Origin of the sequence: Rhodococcus qingshengii JCM 15477, assembly GCF_023221595.1 — a bacterium.
Classification (GTDB): Bacteria; Actinomycetota; Actinomycetes; order Mycobacteriales; family Mycobacteriaceae; genus Rhodococcus_F; species Rhodococcus_F qingshengii.
The window spans coordinates 5,277,364-5,296,051 of sequence record NZ_CP096563.1 but is presented as its reverse complement, the minus strand read 5'-3'; the positions used below and the strand labels follow the sequence as shown (position 1 = coordinate 5,296,051).

Here is an 18,688-nt window from a genome sequence, read left to right as displayed (position 1 = left end):
GGGGCCTTTCGGTGCAGAACGTCATGTCCGAATCACTATGCACCCCCCTACCGACACAAACGACGAACAGCCACCTCCGGGGTGAAGGTGGAGGTGGCTGCTGCGTGACTGTGTGACGGACCTACAGAATCTCGGTTCCGACCGTGAAGCGATCCATGACGTCTTCGCGCGGAGTCACACCGAAGCCCGGTCCCTGCGGCACGGCGATGTGGCCGTCCTCGATGACAAAAGGTTCGGTGATGTCTTCCTTGTAGAAGCGATCGGACGCCGAGATGTCGCCGGGCAGCGTGAATCCGTCCAGCGCCGCGAGGGCTGCGTTGGCGGCGCGGCCGATTCCGGTCTCGAGCATTCCGCCGCACCACACCGCAATACCGTGCGCCGAGGCGAGATCGTGAATGCGCTTGGCTTCCAGATATCCACCGACGCGGCTCGGCTTGATGTTGATGACCGAAGCGGCGCCGAGCGTGATGGCATCCGCCGCATCCTTGGCCGACTCGACCGACTCGTCGAGGCAGATCGGAGTCGAGAGGGACTGGGCAAGCTTGGCGTGCTGCACCAAATCGTCCTCGGCCAGCGGCTGTTCGATGAGGAGCAGTGCGAATTCGTCCAGGCGGCGCAGCAACTGCGCGTCGACGAGGGTGTACGCGGCATTCGCGTCGACCTGCAGAGGGACGTCGTAGCCGAACTCCTTGCGCACCGCAGCGACGGGAGCGATGTCCCAGCCCGGCTTGATCTTCAGCTTGATTCGCACGTAACCCTGCGACAGATAGTTACCGACGGTTTCGAGTAGCTGCGGAATGCTGTCCTGGATGCCGACGGACACTCCCGAGGGCACCCGAGTGCGAGTGGCACCGAGGTACCGAGCGAAAGACTGTCCACGAGCGCGCAATTCAGCATCGAGGATTGCCATTTCGATAGCCGACTTCGACATCTGGTGACCCACGACGTGGTGAAGTACGCTGCCGACCGTCTCGGCCGAGAGCGGCTGATCCGACTGCGACTTACGCAGCGTCGGAACGAGATACTCGCGAAGCATCGCCCGCGCACCAGCGGTGTATTCGGAGTTGTAGTACGGATCGCTGAGCGAGCCGCACTCGCCCCAGCCGACGGTCTCCACCGGACCGTTGGGGCCGTCGGTGGTGCCGCTCACTTTCAGGACGAGGGTGTTGCGCTCGAGCTGGGTGCTGAATGACGTGGTGAAGGGGGAGACGAGAGGGATGCGCAGTTCGCGCAATTCGACGGACTCAATGTGCATGGACTTGCTCTTCTCCGGTTGTCTCGCAGATTTTCGTGAACATGTAATAGCCGCTGGGGTCGAAGCCGGTCGATTGCCATTCCTTCGAGGCGATCAGTGGTTCGAGGTACTCGCGAAGCGCGTGTCGCCAGGCAAAGGCAGAGGCGCGGTCGACTGTTCTCAGATGCTCGATGTCTCTGGGTATTCCGACTGCGATATCGACGCAGTCGGGTGGGATCGGGAGCATTCGAGGCGTACCGTCTTCGGTGGGTTGAAGCACCTTGAATGTATCATTCACGGCCACAGTAGAACTCGGAGATCCATCGACGTCGAGGTCCCAACTGACGAGCATACGATCGCTGGCGTCGCCTGCGTTGATTCCGTCTGCCATCGACCCGTAGAAATCCGGGTTGTATTCGGCCGGTTCGGCTCCGAGACGCTGAATGTTGAAATAGGCATTTCGTGCGACCAGTGGATCGAAGGTCCACCGGATCGTCCTGACGCCGCGCTCGATGCACCAGTCTCGCTGATGATGCTTGAGGGCGCGGCCGATTCCCTTGCCTGCGTGTCCCGGTAGTACTCCGGCGATGTGTGAGTGCAGAACCTCGCCGAGAGGCTCGACGAAGAATCCGACGCAACCACCGATCATTTCGCCTTCGGAAAAGGCTCCCACCACGTAGTGACCACCGTGGTGAAGCGCAACCAACATCGCCGTGCCGAAATGAGCCGGTCCGGGACTGGTAGCCCAGATCTCGTCGAAAACGGCGGATAGATCGGCTATTTCGCGGGTATCGACCAGTTCTCGAAACTCAACCGCTTTGCTTTTCGACACGAGGGCCCCCTTCAGACGTGATCGAACGAATAAGGCCCGCAACCAACGCCGTCCTCGGAGCGATTGCGGACACGAGCGCATGCTCGGTCTCGGCGTGTGCACCGCCGCCGACGCCACCGAGGCCGTCGAGGGTGGGGATACCGATACCGGCAGTGAAGTTTCCGTCCGAGGCTCCGCCTACGGCGAGGCCGACGGGCGTAGTCAGATCATGCTCGAGCGCAACGCGTTCCGCCAACGCCAGCAACGGTGCGGACATCGTCCCTTCGAGAGGTGGACGGTTGACACCACCCGAGACCGTGACTACGGCTTCGGGGTGGATTGCCTGCAGGGCTCGGATATTCGCATCGACGCGCTCCTGCTCGGCGGCGCTGGTTGCGCGCACGTCCACGTCGACGAAGGCTTCTGCCGGAACGGTGTTGGTTGTGGTTCCGGCTGAAATGACAGTCGGGGTGACGGTGGTTGCCTGTGCCGGCGAGGACAAGTCGTTGATCGCGATCACGAGACGAGCCAGTTCTACTGCAGCGTTGATGCCTTTTTCCGGCTCCAGCCCGGCGTGGGCGGCGCGACCGGCAACATGGATCCGATACAGCGACACTCCCTTGCGGACAGTCTTCAGTTCGCCACCGTCACCGCCGGCCTCGAGAACCAGTACCGCGCCTGCCGCAAGTTCCTCGATGAGGGACCGCGACGTGGGTGAACCGATTTCTTCGTCACCGGTCACGAGGAGTGTGATTCCGTCGAGTGCATCGTCGCCGTGCAGCTCCCGGACGATAGCGAGGGCGTGGATTGCCTGAACGACACCAAGTTTCATGTCGAGTCCGCCCGGACCTCGGAGCGCTCCGTCGGTGACGGCTGCGGGCAGGCGTGTCAGGGTGCCGATCGGCCACACGGTGTCATGATGACCGAGCAGCATCAGCCGCGTCGGTGAGCTGCCGAAACGGGTCACCAGATGGGTACGGCCTTCCGTCACTATCGACTCCGGTGTCACGCCGAGTCGTTCGTGGACAAGGTCTGACGTCCACTTCGCGCTGCGGGCAACAGCTTCGAGATCGTGTGACGGCGACTCGACTTCGATGAGCGCGATGGCGTCCTCGAGGATCTGAGGAAGTTGGCGCTCGGCCAGATCGCGGAGAATGGTCATCGGTTGTTCACTCGCGGATACGCGCGGCTTCCGACGTGTAGCAATTGTGTACTCCCGTTGTCGGAGAAAGTGATCCGGATCCAACCCGCTGATTGAGGTAGTTGGGTCGCGAATACTCCAGGGTGAACTTCGATCAGGCTGAGAGAGACGGACTCTGCGCTTTCGGCGGTGACCGAAGGGTCGATGTGATCGGTGCGGCGGGCGGTCAGGGAACCGCCGGTCCTTTCCAAGACGAAATCGGCTGCGGCATCGCGGTACAGGCCGCACAGCGCATCGAGTTCTTCAGGTGAGGACGTGACGCGGGTGTGGGGGTCACCAGGCGAGAATGCCGGTGTCACACTGACGCCGCCTATCGAACCGATTACTTCAGCCAGAAGATCGCCGGAGAGAGCGTCCATTGCTCCACCGTTGGCCATCAGGACCACGGCTAGACCGCACGACGGCACCACTCGCAAGAACGACTGCTGGCCGAGAGTTCCGCCATTGTGGCCATGAGCCAGTACCCCGCCCCAATTGTGCAGCAGCCACGTGGTTCCCATGATGTCCGCTGACGACACGTCACCGATCTGGCGGCGCTCCTCGAGCATCGCCAGATGAGTGGAACGCCGAAGGAGAACCGGATCCTCGCGCATCGAGTCCTGAGCGAACAGGAGTAGATCTTCGGCCGTGCTGTTGATGAGGCCGGCGGGGCCCATCGAGCGGGGGATGAGGAACTGTGGTGTCTGCTCGAGATTGTCGGCGCCGCCGACGTGCCCGACTGCGGCGCCGCCGACGTGCCCGACTGCAGCGCGGTGCAGTGCCGTCTCCTCAGGCAGGGTCGTGGTTTTGGTCAGGCCGAGCGGTTCGATGATCCGCTCGCGCAGAACCGCGTCCCAACTCTTACCTCGGAGAACCTCGATGATTCGTCCGGCGATCACGAAGCCGGTGTTGCAGTACGACCAATCGGTGCCGGGGGCGAAGAGCTGCACCGTTGATTTCAGTGCTGCGACGTATCGCTCGACGCAGTCGTCCCCGCGTCCGCCGTCGATGAAAACGTCACCGTCGATGCCACTGGTGTGAGTCAACAGGTGGCGAGTCGTGACCGTTTCGGTGGCTACCGCGTCGGCAACTGCGAAGTCCGGCAAGATGTTCCGGACAGGTGAGTCGAGATCCAGCAATCCTTCTTCGACGAGCTGCATGATCAGGGTGGCCGTCCAGACCTTGCTGATCGAACCCATCTGGAACAACGTGTCGGGCGTAGCCGCGACGCCGGTGCGGGTACTGACGACACCGGACGTGACCACGGTGCGGGAGAATCCGCTGCGGGTTGTGGTCAGAATTCCCAGTGAGGCGCCGGGCACCCCGTACTTCGCACTCAGGGTGTCGAGTCGGTACTGCCAGTAGTCGGGATCGACCGTGGTCAGTGCGGGCTTGGGGGAGAGGTGCCGTTCGATCCAGTCGACGAGACGAGTGCTGTACTCCAGTCGGTGCGACGGCCGACCCGTCAACACGAAGTCATGTGACGCGTCCGGGAAAACAACCAACTCGGTCGGGGTGCCGGCCAAACGCAGTCCACCGAACCACTGTTCGGCCTGGTTGACTGGGCAACGGACGTCGCTGCCGCCGTGAAGGATCAGCGTCGGTGTCGTCACCTGGGAGACTCGCCCCAGCGGCGAAAGTTCCCGTACCCGAGATGACTGCGGGTCGAATTCGACCGTCTGCAGCAAGATGCCCTCGTCCGAGGGGCCGGCCGTGTTCGCGATGTCGCAAACGAGACCACCGGCGACTGCGACGGCAAACCGATCGGTGACGGACGTCAGGGCACACGTCATGAATCCGCCGTAGCTGTAGCCCGTGAGCACCAGTTGCTTCGGATGGGCCATCCCCTCGGCGACAAGGGTTTCGACTGGTTCGAGCAGGTCGGCACGATCCGCCTCACCCCAGCCGTCTCGCACACCGTCGAAGAAGTCGTTTCCGTAGCCGTCACTTCCGCGCGGATTGATCATCAAGACCGTGTATCCCAGCGCGACCAGTTCCGCGTGGTATGCGTGCATCGGGGTGGGTGTTCCGGTCCAGGCATTGTGTGGTCCGCCGTGGACGTCCAGAACCAGCGGACCGGCGCCCGTGACGTTCGGGTCGCGCAGGATCCAACCCTGAACACGGGTGCCGTCGCTGATGTCGAACCAACGCTCGGAGGCGACTGGAAACGCGACGGAAGTTGTCAGTTCCGTGTTCAATTCGGTGACCGTTTCGACTGCACGAGTCTCGAGGTCGATGACGGCGACCTCGCCGAAGGATGTCGCCGTTGCCAGCGCGACGACGGCTCGCCCGGACGTCAGGGCAAGGCCTGAGACCACTGTCTGCTCGCCGGTGAGAAGTGGTGAGACGGAGCCTGATCCGAAATCGACCTTGTGCAGTTCGGTGGAGCCGTGGTTGCGGATGCAGAAGACGATGTCGCCGTCGGCGGTGAAACTCGGTGCGCCACCGGGATAACCGGTTCCGCCCGGCATGACGTTTCGGTCGAGTCCGGACGTCAGGCTGCGGTCTTCCACTCGCTGGTCGCGGTGCAGGACAAGAAGTTCGTTGTTGTGAATGATCGGTGTGTGCCAACCGACTGCTACGACGGCGTCGCCGGCAGGTGTCCATGCAAGTGGTCCTGCGATGCCGCGTGCGTGCCCCAACATCCGCGGAGCGGAGGCGAGATCAGTCAGCGATACGGTCCAGGCGGAACTCGCCCGCGTCAGATCGGCGTCGCCGTCCATCGCCGCGGTGAAAGCCAGTTCGGTGCCGTCGGGACTGTACGCGGGATGCGAAGCGTCCCAATCGCCGTCCGTCAGCTGCCGTAGCGAGCCGGCGGCCAGATCGAACTCGAACAGGTGCGCCCGAACGCTGCCCCGGACACCGGATCCGTCGACCTTGTAGTTGAGGCGCTTCGCCACCAAGAGGCATGACGATCCGGCGGCAGTGCGGTCGACGGGGGCGCTGAAGGCGATCCGAGCGCCGTCGGGAGAGAACACCGGTGCCCCCGCGCCGAGCGGGAGCTGCGCCGTGGTGGTCAGCTGTGTTGCCGGGCCCCCCGTGGCGTCGACCTTCCACAGTTGTGGTGTGCCCGAGGAATCCGGCCGAACGAAGACCAACAGCGTCGAAACGGGATGCCAGGCCGGCGAGGTGTCGGCAGGTCCCGCGGTGAGCTGTAGTTGCGGGGAAGCCAACCAGATCGAGTGCTCGTTGGTATCCGCAGCCGGATTCGCTTCGGTACGTACGTATGCAATGCGTCCCGACGCCGATACGGCGATGCTGGTCGGTGTAACCACGGACGCGTAATCCTGGATTCTCGCCGAACGACGTTCTTCGGCACGGGCTACGGCAGCGGGGGAGTCGAGAGTGGTCGGCGTTGTCATTGGAACATCGGCTCCCCGAATGTCGGGATCGCGGACAACAGCTTTGCCGTGTACGGCTCCTTCGGCGAATCGATCACGTCGAGAACCGGCCCGTGCTCGACGATCTCGCCGCCGAGCATGACTGCGACGTGGTCACAGACGTAGCGGATCACCGCCAGGTTGTGACTGACGAACAGAACCGTCAGACCAAGCTGCTTCTGCAGATCCACCAACAGATTCAGAACCGCGCCCTGCACGGACACGTCCAGAGCGGAGGTGATTTCGTCGGCAAGCAGAACTGCCGGTGCGGCTGCCAAAGCCCGCGCGAGAGCAACGCGTTGGCGCTGACCACCCGACAACGACGATGGGTATTCGTGCGCCTTCTCCACCGGCAGTTGGACGGTGGTGAGGAGTCGAGCGACCTCGGCAGCGCGGTCGCCGCGGCTGCGCCGAGCTTTGTCACGACGCTCGGTGGACCGCAGCGCCTCGGCGAGTGACTGGCCGATGGTCATTCGCGGGTCGAGGCACGAGTACGGATCTTGGAAGACCATCTGGATCCGGTGGCGCAGACGAGCCGTCGCGCCGCGGGCGTGAGCGACGTCCACACCGTCGAGAAGGATCTGGCCGGAACTGGGCTCGGCCAGGCCGACAGTTGCTCGCGCCAGTGTCGACTTTCCGGAACCCGATTCACCGACGAGACCGACCACCGATCCGGAGGGGATGTCGAGATTGATGTTCTTGACGGCGTGGAACTTTTTCGAACCGCTACCGAGGTGGACGTTGACGTCACGGAATTCGAGTCTGCTCATCGGATCTCCTCTGCAACAGCCAACAGTTCTTCCAACTCGATGTCGGCGGTGCTCTCCTCGGCGTCGAGGCTCTCCACCTGCCAGGCTTCGTCGACGGTGGCAAGCGGCTTGTCGCGATCGGTGCTCATGGTGGGGACCGCGGCGATCAGCGCGCGGGAGTACGGATGCTTTGCACGGCCGGCAATCAGATCGTCGACTGCGATGTCTTCGACGATTTCGCCGGCAAACATGACCAGGACACGGGTGCACATGCCGGTGATGACGGCCATGTCGTGCGAGATGAGAAGGATTGCGGCGCCGGTTTCTTCGCGAACCTCGTGGAGCAGCCCGAGGACCTCACGCTGAACGGTCACGTCGAGCGCAGTGGTGGGTTCGTCCGCGATGATCAGAGCGGGCTTACCCATCAGACCCATGGCGATCATCGCGCGCTGACGCATACCGCCGGAGAACTCGTGGGGGTACTGCTTCGCACGCCTGGGCGCGTCGGGGATCTTGACGGCGTTCAGTCGCTCGACTGCCGCCTTCTTCGCGTCGGCCTTGCTCATACCTTCGTGGAGCCAACCGATCTCGGCGACCTGGTATCCGACCTTGAGAGACGGATTCATGGACGACATCGGATCCTGGAACACCATCGCCATACGTGTGCCGAGTTGGCGGGCAACCTTGCGCGAAGCCGCGTCGTCCGGCCGCTTGCCGTCCTTCATCAGCACGGTGCCGTCGAACTCGATGAGCCCGGCGTCGACCACGGTGGGGTGGTCGGTCAGCTGCGCAATTGCCATGCAACTCAGTGACTTTCCGGAGCCGGATTCACCGACGATGCCTACGGTTTCGCCGCGATGAACTGTAAAACTGATGTTGTCGACGGGGCGACGCCAGTCGTCACCCGCGGGGACTGCGACGGACATGTTGCGGACGGTCAGTACCGCGTCTTTGTCGGTGGGCGTCGAATCGGCCTGGGCAGTTTTCCGGTTGATCGGCTTCCACTTCGGCAGGCGACTGCTGATCGGGCTGCGAACTCCCGCGCCGCGAGCAATGGCCTCGCCGAGCAGCGTGAAGGTCAAACCGGCGAGCACGACGGCGATGCCGGGGGCGAGTGCGGTGGCCGGGTTGACGAAGATCTTCGACAGACCTTCGTTGAGCATCCGACCCCAGTCGAATGCAGGCGGCTGAATGCCCAAGCCGAGGAACGAGAGTCCGGCGAAGACCACGAGGCCGCTGCCGACAGCGATGCTGGCATTGACGATGAGTGGTTCACGGATATTGGGGAGAATGTGGCGGAACAGCAGCCCCGGCTTGGTAACCCCGAGGATGCGTGCTGCGTCGATGAAGTCGCGTCCGTTGACCGACGAAGCCAGTGCGTACGTCAACCTCGCGAACGGCGAGGCCAGGGCGAGACCGATGGCGATCACCGCGCTGCCAGCACCCTGTCCGAGAACGACCAACAGGAAGATCGCGAGGAGCAGCCCGGGGAATGCGATGGCGAAGTTGAGGAATGCCACGACCATTCGTCCGACCCAGCGGGGAGCGAGCGTCGGGAGCGTACCGAGTATCAGGCCAATTGTGACACCGAGTGCGACGGCTCCGAGAGCCATGAGCACCGACAGTCTCGCGGCGGTCATCGTGCGGGCGAAGACGTCACGTCCGCCGGCGTCGGTGCCGAAGATGTGCTCGGAACTCGGTCCCTGAGACAGTGCCTTCGGGTTGGCTGCGACAGCGGCGTCACCCCAGATCATCGGTCCGAAGATGACGAGGGCGATCAGAGCGGTCAGGAAGGTGAGGGCCAGGATTCCCAATGGGGTGCGGAACGTTCCGACGATCCAGTGTCGTCGCGGGGGCGTCTTGGGGGCCGCAGTGGGGGCCGTAGGTGAGGTGCTCAACTCAGTTCTCCCGAATTGTGGATCGTGGGTCGATGAGAGCGAGCACCACGTCGACGATGAAATTGATGAGAAGGACGATGGCGCCGTAGATCACGACCAGTGTCTGGGCGAGCGGGTAGTCCTTCTCGGTGATGGACTTGACCAGTGCCATGCCCATGCCGGGCCAGGCGAAGATGCTCTCGATGAGCACGGTGCCGGCAATCAGACCGCCCAGGAGGAGTCCGGCGAGCGTCAGCGTCGACGTCATGAGGTTGGGCATTGCATGACGGAAGTAGATTCGTGCCACGGGCATTCGCTTGGCGCGCGCCGTACGGATGTAGTCCATGTCCAACACGCCGAGCGCCTCTGCACGGACGATGCGCGACATCGAGGCGATGGCACCGATCGACATGGCCGCGACCGGGAGGATGTAGCTTTCCGGTCCACCTCGGCCGGCGACGGGCAGAACAGGGAACGTGACGGCAAAGAGGTAGACCAGCGCCGTACCGAACATGAACTCGGGGATCACGGCGATGGTGCCCGACGTTGCGGTGTAACCGATCTCGACTCCGCGTCGTCGACCGTTGCGGGTCAGTGCAGCGAAGATGAGGCCGATCGGAATGCCCACTAGCAGCACCGTGACGACTGTGAGTACAGCCAGTTCGAGTGTTGCCGGGAGGCGGGACGCGATCACCTCGAAGACCGGAGTCCTCAAGGTGATCGAGTCACCGGGATTCCCGCTCAGCAACCCGCCGACGAATCGGAAGTACTGCTGCCACAAGGGAAGGTCGTAACCGAGCTGAGACCTCGTTGTCTCGACCAGTTCGACCGGTGCGTTCATTCCCAGTGCCAATCGAACCGGGTCTCCCGGAATCAGTTGGAGCATCAGGAACGCCGCAGTCACCAGCGCCCAGAGTGAAATCACGAAGGTGCCGAAACGACGCAGAAGATATGCGGGCCAGCTGTCGGACTCGAGCCACTTTGCTCGAGCCTGAGGCGCCGCTTCTGGTTTCGCGGCTTCAATAGTTTGACTCATGGGCTGTCTTTCCGGAGGGCGGGATGCTGGGGCGGGAAGATATTTCAGAGTGGGCGGACGGCCTACTGGTAGAGACGCAGCGCAGAACCGTTGAGCGACTTGCCGAATGAGAGTCCGGCCTTGTTGAAGTACACGTTCATGACGGAGTCTGCGAAGGGCACGGCCGCGATCGTCTTGGTGAGCTCCGACTCGGCGTCGGCCCAGGCGTCACAAGCGTCGCTACCGGTCAGACCGGAAGCCGTGGTGGCTGCTGCTTCGTAGGCGGGGTTGCTGACCGATCCGAAGTTCTTGCCTGCTGCGGGAACCGGCCCGGCAAAGTACGCAGTGAAGGTGCTGGGCAGCGAGGAGTTGACCTGGACCCAGGCGATGTCCCAGGCAGAGTTGTCCTTGCCGCTCAGAATGACGTCGATGATCTTGTTCGAGTCGCCCCCGGTCACCTCGACGTTTGCGCCGAGTTCGGACCACGCCGACTGAGCAAGTTCGGCCGCCGCGTTGCGCGGATCGTCGGTGCCGTCGTACACGAGACGGAGATTGAGCGGCTTGCCATCCTTGCTTCGCTTGCCGTCAGCGCCGGCGGTCCAACCAGCGCCGTCCAGTGTTGCCTTGGCGGCAGTGAGGTCGAAGTCCGGAATGTTGCCTGCGACAGAGTCGTAAACGCAGGCGCGCGGTTCGACGGCGACGAGGCTGGTTGCCCGGACCCCGTGTCCGGCGGTGATGACCTGAGTGAGGTCGTCGAGATCGACCGCTTGGATCAGGGCCTTGCGCACTGCGGGATCGCTGGTGGGATTACTCGCGATCTGGTTGAAGTACATCTGGCCTGCCGGCAGTGGCCGACCGACGGAGTCCAGATTGGCTGCCGCGACGCGGTCCTTGTCCGGACCGGCGATCGGAGCTGCGTTGAGTTCACCCGAGAGCAGCTGATTTGCGGCGGTGCTCACGTTCGGCGACATGGCGGCGACGACCGTCTTGGGGACGCCCGGGGTGTCGGAGGTCGTGCCGTCGGGGCCCCAGTTGTAGCCCTCGCGACGCTGGAACGTGTAGTGGTCGTTGGCGGCAACTTCGGTGACTTCGAACATGCCGGTGCCGAGCGACTTCTTGTTCGACGCTGTCGGATCTTTCAATCCGGCCTCGCACAGGATCGGCAGGCGACCGACGTTGAGAAGAAGGAACGGGCTCGGCGCCGGAGTGGTCACCGTGACAGTGCGCGTTGCAGGATCGGCAGTCGCAGTGGCGCCGGTCGGCACGGAGGACCCGCGCAACTGTGAACCGTTGTCCGGGTTGGCCACGAAGTTGATGTTGTCCGCGACGGTCTGCGGTGTCAGCGTCGATCCGTCGGTACAGGTCACCCCGTCACGGATGGTGAAGGACGCCGAGGTCGGGGTCTCCTCCCACTTCTCCGCCAACCACGGTCCGACTTCACTGGTATCGGGATCCTGGTAGATCAGGTAGTCGTACGCCAAACGCGACAACTCGGCGGTCGCCGAGGCGGCCGACATGATCGGGTTGAGAGCACCCGGATCGGCCTGCAGGGCGAAACGGAAGGTCCCGTCGGTGGCCGGTTCACCGCCACTGGCGCCCGAGGACGTGCCTCCCGAGCCACAAGCAGACAACACAAGCGTGAGCCCTGCGGCTGCCGCAAGTGTTGGATAGAAGCGGTGTTTCATGGTGCCTCCGTGATGGAGCAGGGGCCCGAGCGAAAAACGTGAGGGCGCGGTTGAGTGTTGACTGCTAAATCTTGGCGCATGACGTGACGCGCATCTCTGTCGATCCTCACGAAAATCGGGTCGATTTTCGTCCGCTCCCACGAAAACCGTCAGGATCAGTGAATACCTGTCCGTATACCGACAGCGACCGGCGAAACACGACGATTTCCCCGGTCGCTACCGGCGGTCTACTGGTACAGGCGCAGGGCCGAACCGGTGAAATTACGGCCGAATGCGAGACCCGCATTGTTGAAGTAGAGAGTCGTGATCTTGTCGGCAAAAGGTACCGCGGAGTTTGCTTTGATGATCTCTGATTCGGCGTCTGCCCAAGCGGCACAAGCATCCTCGCCGGTCAGTCCCGAAGCCTTGGCGACGGCTGCGTCGTAGGCCGGGTTGGAGATCGACGAGAAATTGAGTCCCGCAGCTGGCACCGGACCGGAGAGGAAGGGTACGAGCATGCTGGGCAGCGCGACGTTGATCGGCTCCCACGCAACATCCCACGCGGTGTTGTCCTTGCCGCTGAGTGCTACATCGAGGATCTTGTTCGAGTCTCCGCTGGTGAGTTCGACAGTTGCGCCCAGATTGTTCCAAGCGTTGAGTGCGACGTCGGCGGCAGCATCGGTCGAGTCACCGAACGTTTCGTAGACCATCCGAAGTCGGAGCGGTGTGCCGTCCTTGCTGCGCTTACCGTCGGCACCGATTTTCCAGCCCGCTGATTCGAGAGTTTCTGCGGCTGCGCTGGGATCGAAGGCCGGCAGGTTTCCGGCGACAGAGTCGTAGATGCAGGCCCTCGGTTCGATGGACACCATCGTGGTAGACCGGGTTCCGCGGCCGGCGGTGAAGATCTCGGCGAGGTCGTCGAGATTGAGCGCCTGGACAAGGGCTTTGCGCACGGCCGGATCGCTGGTCGGATTACCCGGGCTGTGATTGAAGAACATCTCGCCTGCCGGAGCCGGCTGCTTGACCGTGTTCAGGTTCGCGGCATTCAATCGGTCCTGATCGGCGCCGGAGACGGCGGCGGCATTCAGATCACCGGACAACAGCTGATTCGCAGACGTACTCGTATTGGTCACGATGGACGCGACGACATTCTTGGGCACTCCGGCAATGTCGGAGGTGGTGTCGTCAGGTCCCCAGTTGTATCCGTCGCGCCGAACGTAGGAGTAATGATCGTTGGCGACTGCCTCGGTCATCTGGAACATGCCCGATCCGAAGGTCGTCTTGTTTGCCGCCGTCGGATCCTTCAACCCTGCCTCGCACATGATCGGAATCCGCGCCAGATTGAGGAGCAGGAAGGGCGAGGGCTCCGGAGTCGTAACAGTCACTGTCCGTGTTGCCAGGTCGGCGTTGGCAGTTGCAGTTGCCGGTGCGTACACCCCGCGGAGAGCGGATTTGTTTGCGGCGTTCGTGATGAAGTTGACGGTGTCTGCGACAGTCTGAGCAGTCAGGGCGGATCCGTCGGTACAGGTGACGCCGTCGCGAATGGTGAACGACGCGGAAGTAGTTGTCTCTTCCCATTTTTCGGCGAGCCACGGCTTGGTGACGCCGGTATCGGGATCTGGGTTGAGCAGATAGTCGTAGCTCAGACGTGCCAGTGCGTGTGCCGGTGAAGCGGCAGTCATCAGCGGATTCAGAGCGCCGGGGTCGGCCACGAGTGCAAACTTGAAGGTGCCGTCGGTGAGCGGCTCACCCCCACCCGAACCTGATGTTCCACCCGACGAGCATGCGGTCAGGGCAAGGACAGTGCCGGTTGCCGCGGCCAGTAGTGCGTAGGACCGTTGTTTCATGGTGCCTCCGGAAGGTGTGGTCCCGCCCGAGTGACGCGAGGTCTGTCGGGTCAGGAGCAAAAGACGATTGCTTGAATCTTCACCCAACAAAAGAACGAGAACATCGTCCGGATTTACGAATGTTTCGTGAGACTTGGTAGATCGCTACAACATTGTCGGATGGAAGAGACGAAGCTGGAGCATCAGGCTGAATCGAGTTTCCGGATCATCGAGATCGATGCCGGCAATCCCGGCAAGCTTCTTGAGGCGGTACCGGAACGTGTTGACGTGGATGTGAACCAAGGACGCAGCAGCCGGAATGTCGCCGAACGTGTCGAGCCAGGCGCGGAGAGTGTCGACAAGGTTGATGTCGTGACTGCGGTCGTACTCACGCAGTACCGCGAGCGGACCCGATGCGGTCTCGTTCTCGTCCGCCAGGGCGTCGGAGAGGCGCAGAAGTAGGGAATTGATCTGCACGTCGTCGGCGCGCGCGACGGTCCGGCCCGAGGAATTCCACGTCGACCTCAGAACGCGAAGTGCTCGGTCGGCTTCGTCGCGTGACTTCTCCAGCGTCATCACGTCGGCCACTGTCGCACCGATTCCGATGACCACCGACTTTTCCGAACGGGAACGGTCTGCAAACTCCGACGCGATCCGACGCACGTAGTCGTCGTCGGTCTGGTGCCGGGTGTGTGGGATTACGGCGTAGACGGTGCCGCCGATCGCTGCCGCCACCGACAGCGGAAATACTTGGTCGAGATAGGTATTGAGTGTCAGGGCCAGTTGATCGACGTCGGCTTCGGCCTCCAACGATGCACCGGCGCCGCTACGGAAGCCGGCCGCAAGCACGTTTGCTTTCGAACGGCCGTAGCCCAGTCGCTCGGCCGCTTCCTTCGCTGAAGTGCCGCCACTCAGTAACGTGATCACCTCGCCCAACCTCAGTCGTCGTGCCGAATCCGCGGCCAGTTTGGCGCGAAGCAAACTCATGGCGGCCACGCCCGCAGCCTCGACGAGCGTTTTGACCTGTAATTCGTTCGGCTCCTCGTCCAAGATCACCCAGATCGAACCGAGGATCTGCGATGCCGCATGTATTCGCATGCCGACGCGGGGCCTGATGCCCGGCCCGATACCCGGTAGAAATACCGGCAGGGTAGAGCCGTAGATCTTGTTGAAATACCCCATTGACCTGAGCCGATCGGAATAGTGCTGCGGCACTTGATGTCCGAGGACACTCTGCTTACGTGCCTCGTCGCCGAAGGCTTGATCCGCCGAGAACGCGAGGATCCGGCTCGACTGATTCTCGATGGTGACCGGGCCGTTCAATACCTGAGCGATCGAGTTGGCAAGATCGAACAGGTCGGCGTCGGCGGCCGACGTGCGGTCCCCGTTGTTGCCGGATTCGAGGATCTCGTTGATCAACGACGCGCTTTGCAGCCAGCTTGCATCCTTGACCATTCCGAGGAGTGCGACGTCGGTGTCGGCCACCGCTTTCTCGACGAGGCCGTCGAAGTCCAGGGGCTCTTTGACGATCAGCGCTACCGCACCTGCCGAGCCGTATTCTCTTACCGCCGTTGCGATATCGGCCGAACCTGCGAGACCTGCGCCGAGTACGACGGCGCCCGCACTGTCCTGGGTAGCTTCGGACCCTTCGTGCAGGGTCACGCGGCTGACAGTGCGGGCGCCGTCGACGGTGTCGCCACCGCTGAGGAACGTCATTCCCAGTCTGTCGACGATGTCGACGATCGATACTCCCGTAGGTGTGGTCACCACCACACCTTAGGGGGAGCGGGGTCGATCAGTTGTCTGGTTGCCCTGCTCAGTTGCTGGGCTGCTCCGCCACGGCCTTCTCGACGAACCGGCGGGTCTGATCGAACGCCGCGGGCACCTGGACGGAATCGGTCATGTCACTGATCTCGGACCACCGTTCGGCGACGACCTCGGGCGAGAGTGCGCCTTCGGGGATGTAGACGCCCTGCGACTCTTCCATGCGAGCGATCGCGAAGACGCCGGCGCCGGCGCTGAGGATGGTCTTCGTCGGTGCGTCATCGGAGACCATGAACAGTGCGCCGGGTGAAATCGATTCGGGTGCAAGCAGAGCGAGAGTCTTCTCGTCGAGGAGGTCTTCGGTCATGCGGGTCGCGGCGGTCGGGGCCAGCGAGTTGACGCGGATGCCCTTGCGTTCGCCCTCGATGGCGAGAACGTTCATCAGGCCGACGACGCCGGACTTCGCGGCGCCGTAGTTCGCCTGGCCGAAGTTGCCGTAAATTCCCGATGCTGACGTAGTCATGAGGATGCGTCCGTAGTTCTGTTCGACCATGTGCGGCCAGACTGCCTTGGAACAGATGACGGAACCCATCAGATGCACGTCGATGACTTTGCGGAAGTCGTCGAGCTCGGCCTTGATGAACGACTTGTCGCGCAGGATTCCGGCGTTGTTGATCAGGATGTCCACGCGGCCCCACTTGTCCACGGCCGTCGCGACCATGGCGGCAACGGCGTCGACGTCGGTGATGTCGCAGTGGTCCGCGATGGCCTCGCCGCCCAGCTCGACGATTTCCGCCACTACTTTGGCTGCTGCGGTATCAGCGCCGCCACTGCCGTTGACCGAGCCACCCATGTCGTTGACGACGACGCGTGCGCCGCGTGCGGCGAGGGCCAATGCGTGTGAACGGCCGAGTCCGCCGCCTGCGCCCGTGATGATCGCTACCTTGCCGGAAAAATCCAACGACATTGGAAAACCTCTCTGATCTGGGATACTACTCAGTATTACTATGCGATGGCGTGGAAACAGTCAAGGGCCGGCAGGCAGTGTGAATGGGAGTGGAAGTCGAATGAGTAGTGATCTTCCGGACGTGCGATCCGCGATCATCACCAGCGCCGCCGACGCCTTTGCCGAAGACGGTTACGCGGCCACGACTGTAGATTTACTGGCCGATCGAATCGGCGCCACCAAAGGTCTTGTCTACTACCACTTTCGTTCGAAGTTCGACATCTACCTGGCAATCTACGAGCGCGGGATGAGCCTGCTCCGCGCTGAGGTCGAGTCTCGGATGGGCGGGGCAGAAAGCGGCCTCGCGCGTCTCGAAGCGATGTCGCACGCCCACCTGGTCAATCTCATGACACATCTCGGGTACCACCACACGATCCACCAAGGCGTCCGGGGCCAGATGAACTCCGCGCTCAAACCGAGACAACAGCAAGTCCTCGTGGAACTGAATTCGCTGCGACTCGATTACGAGAATCTGTTCGTCGACGTGATGACCGAAGGTGTCGCGGATGGTTCCATTCGTGCGGGCTCACCTCGAATGGCGGCAAAAGTCCTCCTCAGCAGTCTCAACGGCATCGACCTCTGGTACCGAAGGCGTGAAGGGCAGACTTTGGCGGAGACGGAGTCGTTGGCGGACCAGATCGTCGAACTGTTGATCGGCGGATTGCGCGCTGCGAACTGACTGAAAGCTGCATTCGTCGAGCGGGTTTCCTCCGACCGGTTCGTGCTGTCCTGCGGCTTGTCGTTCGGTTTGTCCCGCTCTGACAGTCGGGGTAGCATGTTGGCGTCGTGCGCGGACTTGCGTAGGAATTCAGGGAAGAGGAGGTGTGGCTGTAATGCGTGGCCAACCTCCGAGTACCAACTGAAGCTGTAGCCGCCCGGGTTGATCCGGTATTTTGCTGCAGCTTCATCGTGTGTTCATCGGCTTCGGCTTTGCTGTGAAGCAAGCGTCGTCGTTCACTCTTCCCTCGAAAGCTGTTCAGCATGCGCGAATTTCGTCGTTCACGTTCGGTACTGCCGCGTCGTTCCGCGGGGCTCGGTGACTCACATCCCGGACACTCGCGTGCCGCACGCACCGTCGTCAAGGCTGCCCCGCCCGAGGCGGTGGCGCCCGTCGAATCGACCGTCGTCAACAGCGGCGTGTACCGCGACGGCGAGCGGATAGCGTCACCGTCCACGCTGGCGGAAGCACTGTCATGCCTTCCGGATTCGCAGTCGATGGCGTGGATCGGCATGTACCGGCCCGACGACGCCCAGTTGTATGCCGCTGCACAACATTTCGACCTCCACGAACTGGCGGTCGAGGATGCGATCGTCGCGCACCAGCGCCCCAAGCTCGAGCGCTACGGTAAGACGCTGTTCGTGGTGCTGCGTGCTGCGCGGTACCGCGACGAGACCGAGCGGGTCGAATTCGGCGAGTTGCACATCTTCTGTGGTCCGAACTTCATTCTGACCGTCCGTCACAGTGAATCGCCGGATCTGTCGGCGGTGCGGACTCGCATGGAGAACGATCCTGACCTGTTGCGGTTGGGTACCGAGGCCGTTCTCTATGCCATTCTCGACGCAGTCGTCGACGGGTACGCCCCGGTGGTGGCCGGCCTGCAGAACGACATCGACGAGATCGAAACCGAAGTATTCAGTGGCGATCCCGGAGTTTCGCGTCGCATCTACGAACTGACCCGTGAGGTGATCGAATTCCAGCGGGCGACGCGTCCGCTGCTGGGAATGCTGCGTGGGTTGTCGGCAGGGTTCGACAAGTACCACACGGACGAGGAGCTCCAGCGATACCTGCGCGACGTCACCGACCATGCGACGACGGTGGTGGAGCGGGCCGACGGCTTTCGTCAGTTGCTCGGAAACATCCTCACGGTGAACGCAACTCTGGTGTCGCAGAACCAGAACGAGGAGATGCGCAATCTGACGCAGGCGAGCTACGCGCAGAACGAGGAGATCAAGAAGGTCTCGGCGTGGGCGGCAATTCTCTTCGCGCCGACGCTCATCGGAACCGTGTACGGAATGAACTTCGACGACATGCCGGAGCTGCACTGGCACTTGGGCTATCCGTTTGCACTCTCGATGATGTTCCTGACCTGTGGAAGTCTCTACACGATCTTCAAGCGTCGGGGCTGGCTGTAGAAAGCGCCGGCTGTAGAAAGCGCTGTGCGCCTTGCCAACCGAGATCGGT

Annotated in this window: 13 protein-coding genes; 2 read left to right on the top strand and 11 right to left on the bottom strand. The window is 62.5% G+C overall.

Going from position 1 to position 18,688, the window contains the following annotated elements:
* Nucleotides 1-121: 121 nt before the first annotated feature.
* The 11 genes from menC to M0639_RS24195 form a co-directional block, all read right to left on the bottom strand.
* Nucleotides 122-1,255 (bottom strand): o-succinylbenzoate synthase, encoded by a 1,134-nt coding sequence (gene menC, locus M0639_RS24245; RefSeq protein ID WP_030535169.1) that lies wholly within the window; start codon nucleotides 1,253-1,255, stop codon nucleotides 122-124.
* Nucleotides 1,245-2,066, bottom strand: a complete 822-nt coding sequence (locus M0639_RS24240) for a GNAT family N-acetyltransferase (protein WP_007731362.1) — start codon at nucleotides 2,064-2,066, stop codon at nucleotides 1,245-1,247. Before M0639_RS24240 ends, menC begins: the two co-directional genes overlap by 11 nt.
* Complete coding sequence (locus M0639_RS24235; RefSeq protein WP_064073478.1) at nucleotides 2,044-3,207, bottom strand: M20/M25/M40 family metallo-hydrolase; 1,164 nt, start codon at nucleotides 3,205-3,207, stop codon at nucleotides 2,044-2,046. Before M0639_RS24235 ends, M0639_RS24240 begins: the two co-directional genes overlap by 23 nt.
* Entirely contained in the window at nucleotides 3,204-6,587 is a 3,384-nt protein-coding gene (locus M0639_RS24230; protein WP_064073477.1) for a serine hydrolase, read from the bottom strand. Before M0639_RS24230 ends, M0639_RS24235 begins: the two co-directional genes overlap by 4 nt.
* Entirely contained in the window at nucleotides 6,584-7,375 is a 792-nt protein-coding gene (locus M0639_RS24225; protein WP_003940215.1) for an ABC transporter ATP-binding protein, read from the bottom strand. Before M0639_RS24225 ends, M0639_RS24230 begins: the two co-directional genes overlap by 4 nt.
* Nucleotides 7,372-9,252 (bottom strand): dipeptide/oligopeptide/nickel ABC transporter permease/ATP-binding protein, encoded by a 1,881-nt coding sequence (locus M0639_RS24220; RefSeq protein ID WP_231915054.1) that lies wholly within the window; start codon nucleotides 9,250-9,252, stop codon nucleotides 7,372-7,374. Before M0639_RS24220 ends, M0639_RS24225 begins: the two co-directional genes overlap by 4 nt.
* A gap of 1 nt (nucleotide 9,253) precedes the next feature.
* Nucleotides 9,254-10,267, bottom strand: a complete 1,014-nt coding sequence (locus M0639_RS24215) for an ABC transporter permease (RefSeq protein ID WP_003940249.1) — start codon at nucleotides 10,265-10,267, stop codon at nucleotides 9,254-9,256.
* Between the two features lie 62 nt (nucleotides 10,268-10,329).
* On the bottom strand, nucleotides 10,330-11,931 hold the full coding sequence (locus tag M0639_RS24210) for an ABC transporter substrate-binding protein (RefSeq protein ID WP_064073475.1): 1,602 nt from the start codon (nucleotides 11,929-11,931) through the stop codon (nucleotides 10,330-10,332).
* 227 nt (nucleotides 11,932-12,158) lie between these two features.
* Entirely contained in the window at nucleotides 12,159-13,757 is a 1,599-nt protein-coding gene (locus tag M0639_RS24205; protein WP_064073474.1) for an ABC transporter substrate-binding protein, read from the bottom strand.
* A gap of 144 nt (nucleotides 13,758-13,901) precedes the next feature.
* Nucleotides 13,902-15,503, bottom strand: a complete 1,602-nt coding sequence (locus M0639_RS24200) for a PucR family transcriptional regulator (RefSeq protein ID WP_007731373.1) — start codon at nucleotides 15,501-15,503, stop codon at nucleotides 13,902-13,904.
* 49 nt (nucleotides 15,504-15,552) lie between these two features.
* The gene (locus M0639_RS24195) at nucleotides 15,553-16,467 is read right to left on the bottom strand and encodes an SDR family NAD(P)-dependent oxidoreductase (protein WP_007731375.1); all 915 of its coding nucleotides are present in this window, start codon (nucleotides 16,465-16,467) and stop codon (nucleotides 15,553-15,555) included.
* A gap of 100 nt (nucleotides 16,468-16,567) precedes the next feature.
* On the opposite strand from M0639_RS24195, the gene M0639_RS24190 reads away from it, so the two are divergent.
* Both M0639_RS24190 and M0639_RS24185 read left to right on the top strand, forming a co-directional pair.
* The gene (locus tag M0639_RS24190) at nucleotides 16,568-17,185 is read left to right on the top strand and encodes a TetR/AcrR family transcriptional regulator (RefSeq protein ID WP_007731377.1); all 618 of its coding nucleotides are present in this window, start codon (nucleotides 16,568-16,570) and stop codon (nucleotides 17,183-17,185) included.
* A 302-nt stretch (nucleotides 17,186-17,487) separates the two neighbouring features.
* Nucleotides 17,488-18,639 carry a magnesium and cobalt transport protein CorA gene (locus tag M0639_RS24185; protein ID WP_007731382.1) on the top strand — a complete coding sequence of 384 codons (1,152 nt, stop codon included), beginning with the start codon at nucleotides 17,488-17,490 and terminating at the stop codon, nucleotides 18,637-18,639.
* Nucleotides 18,640-18,688: the final 49 nt, after the last annotated feature.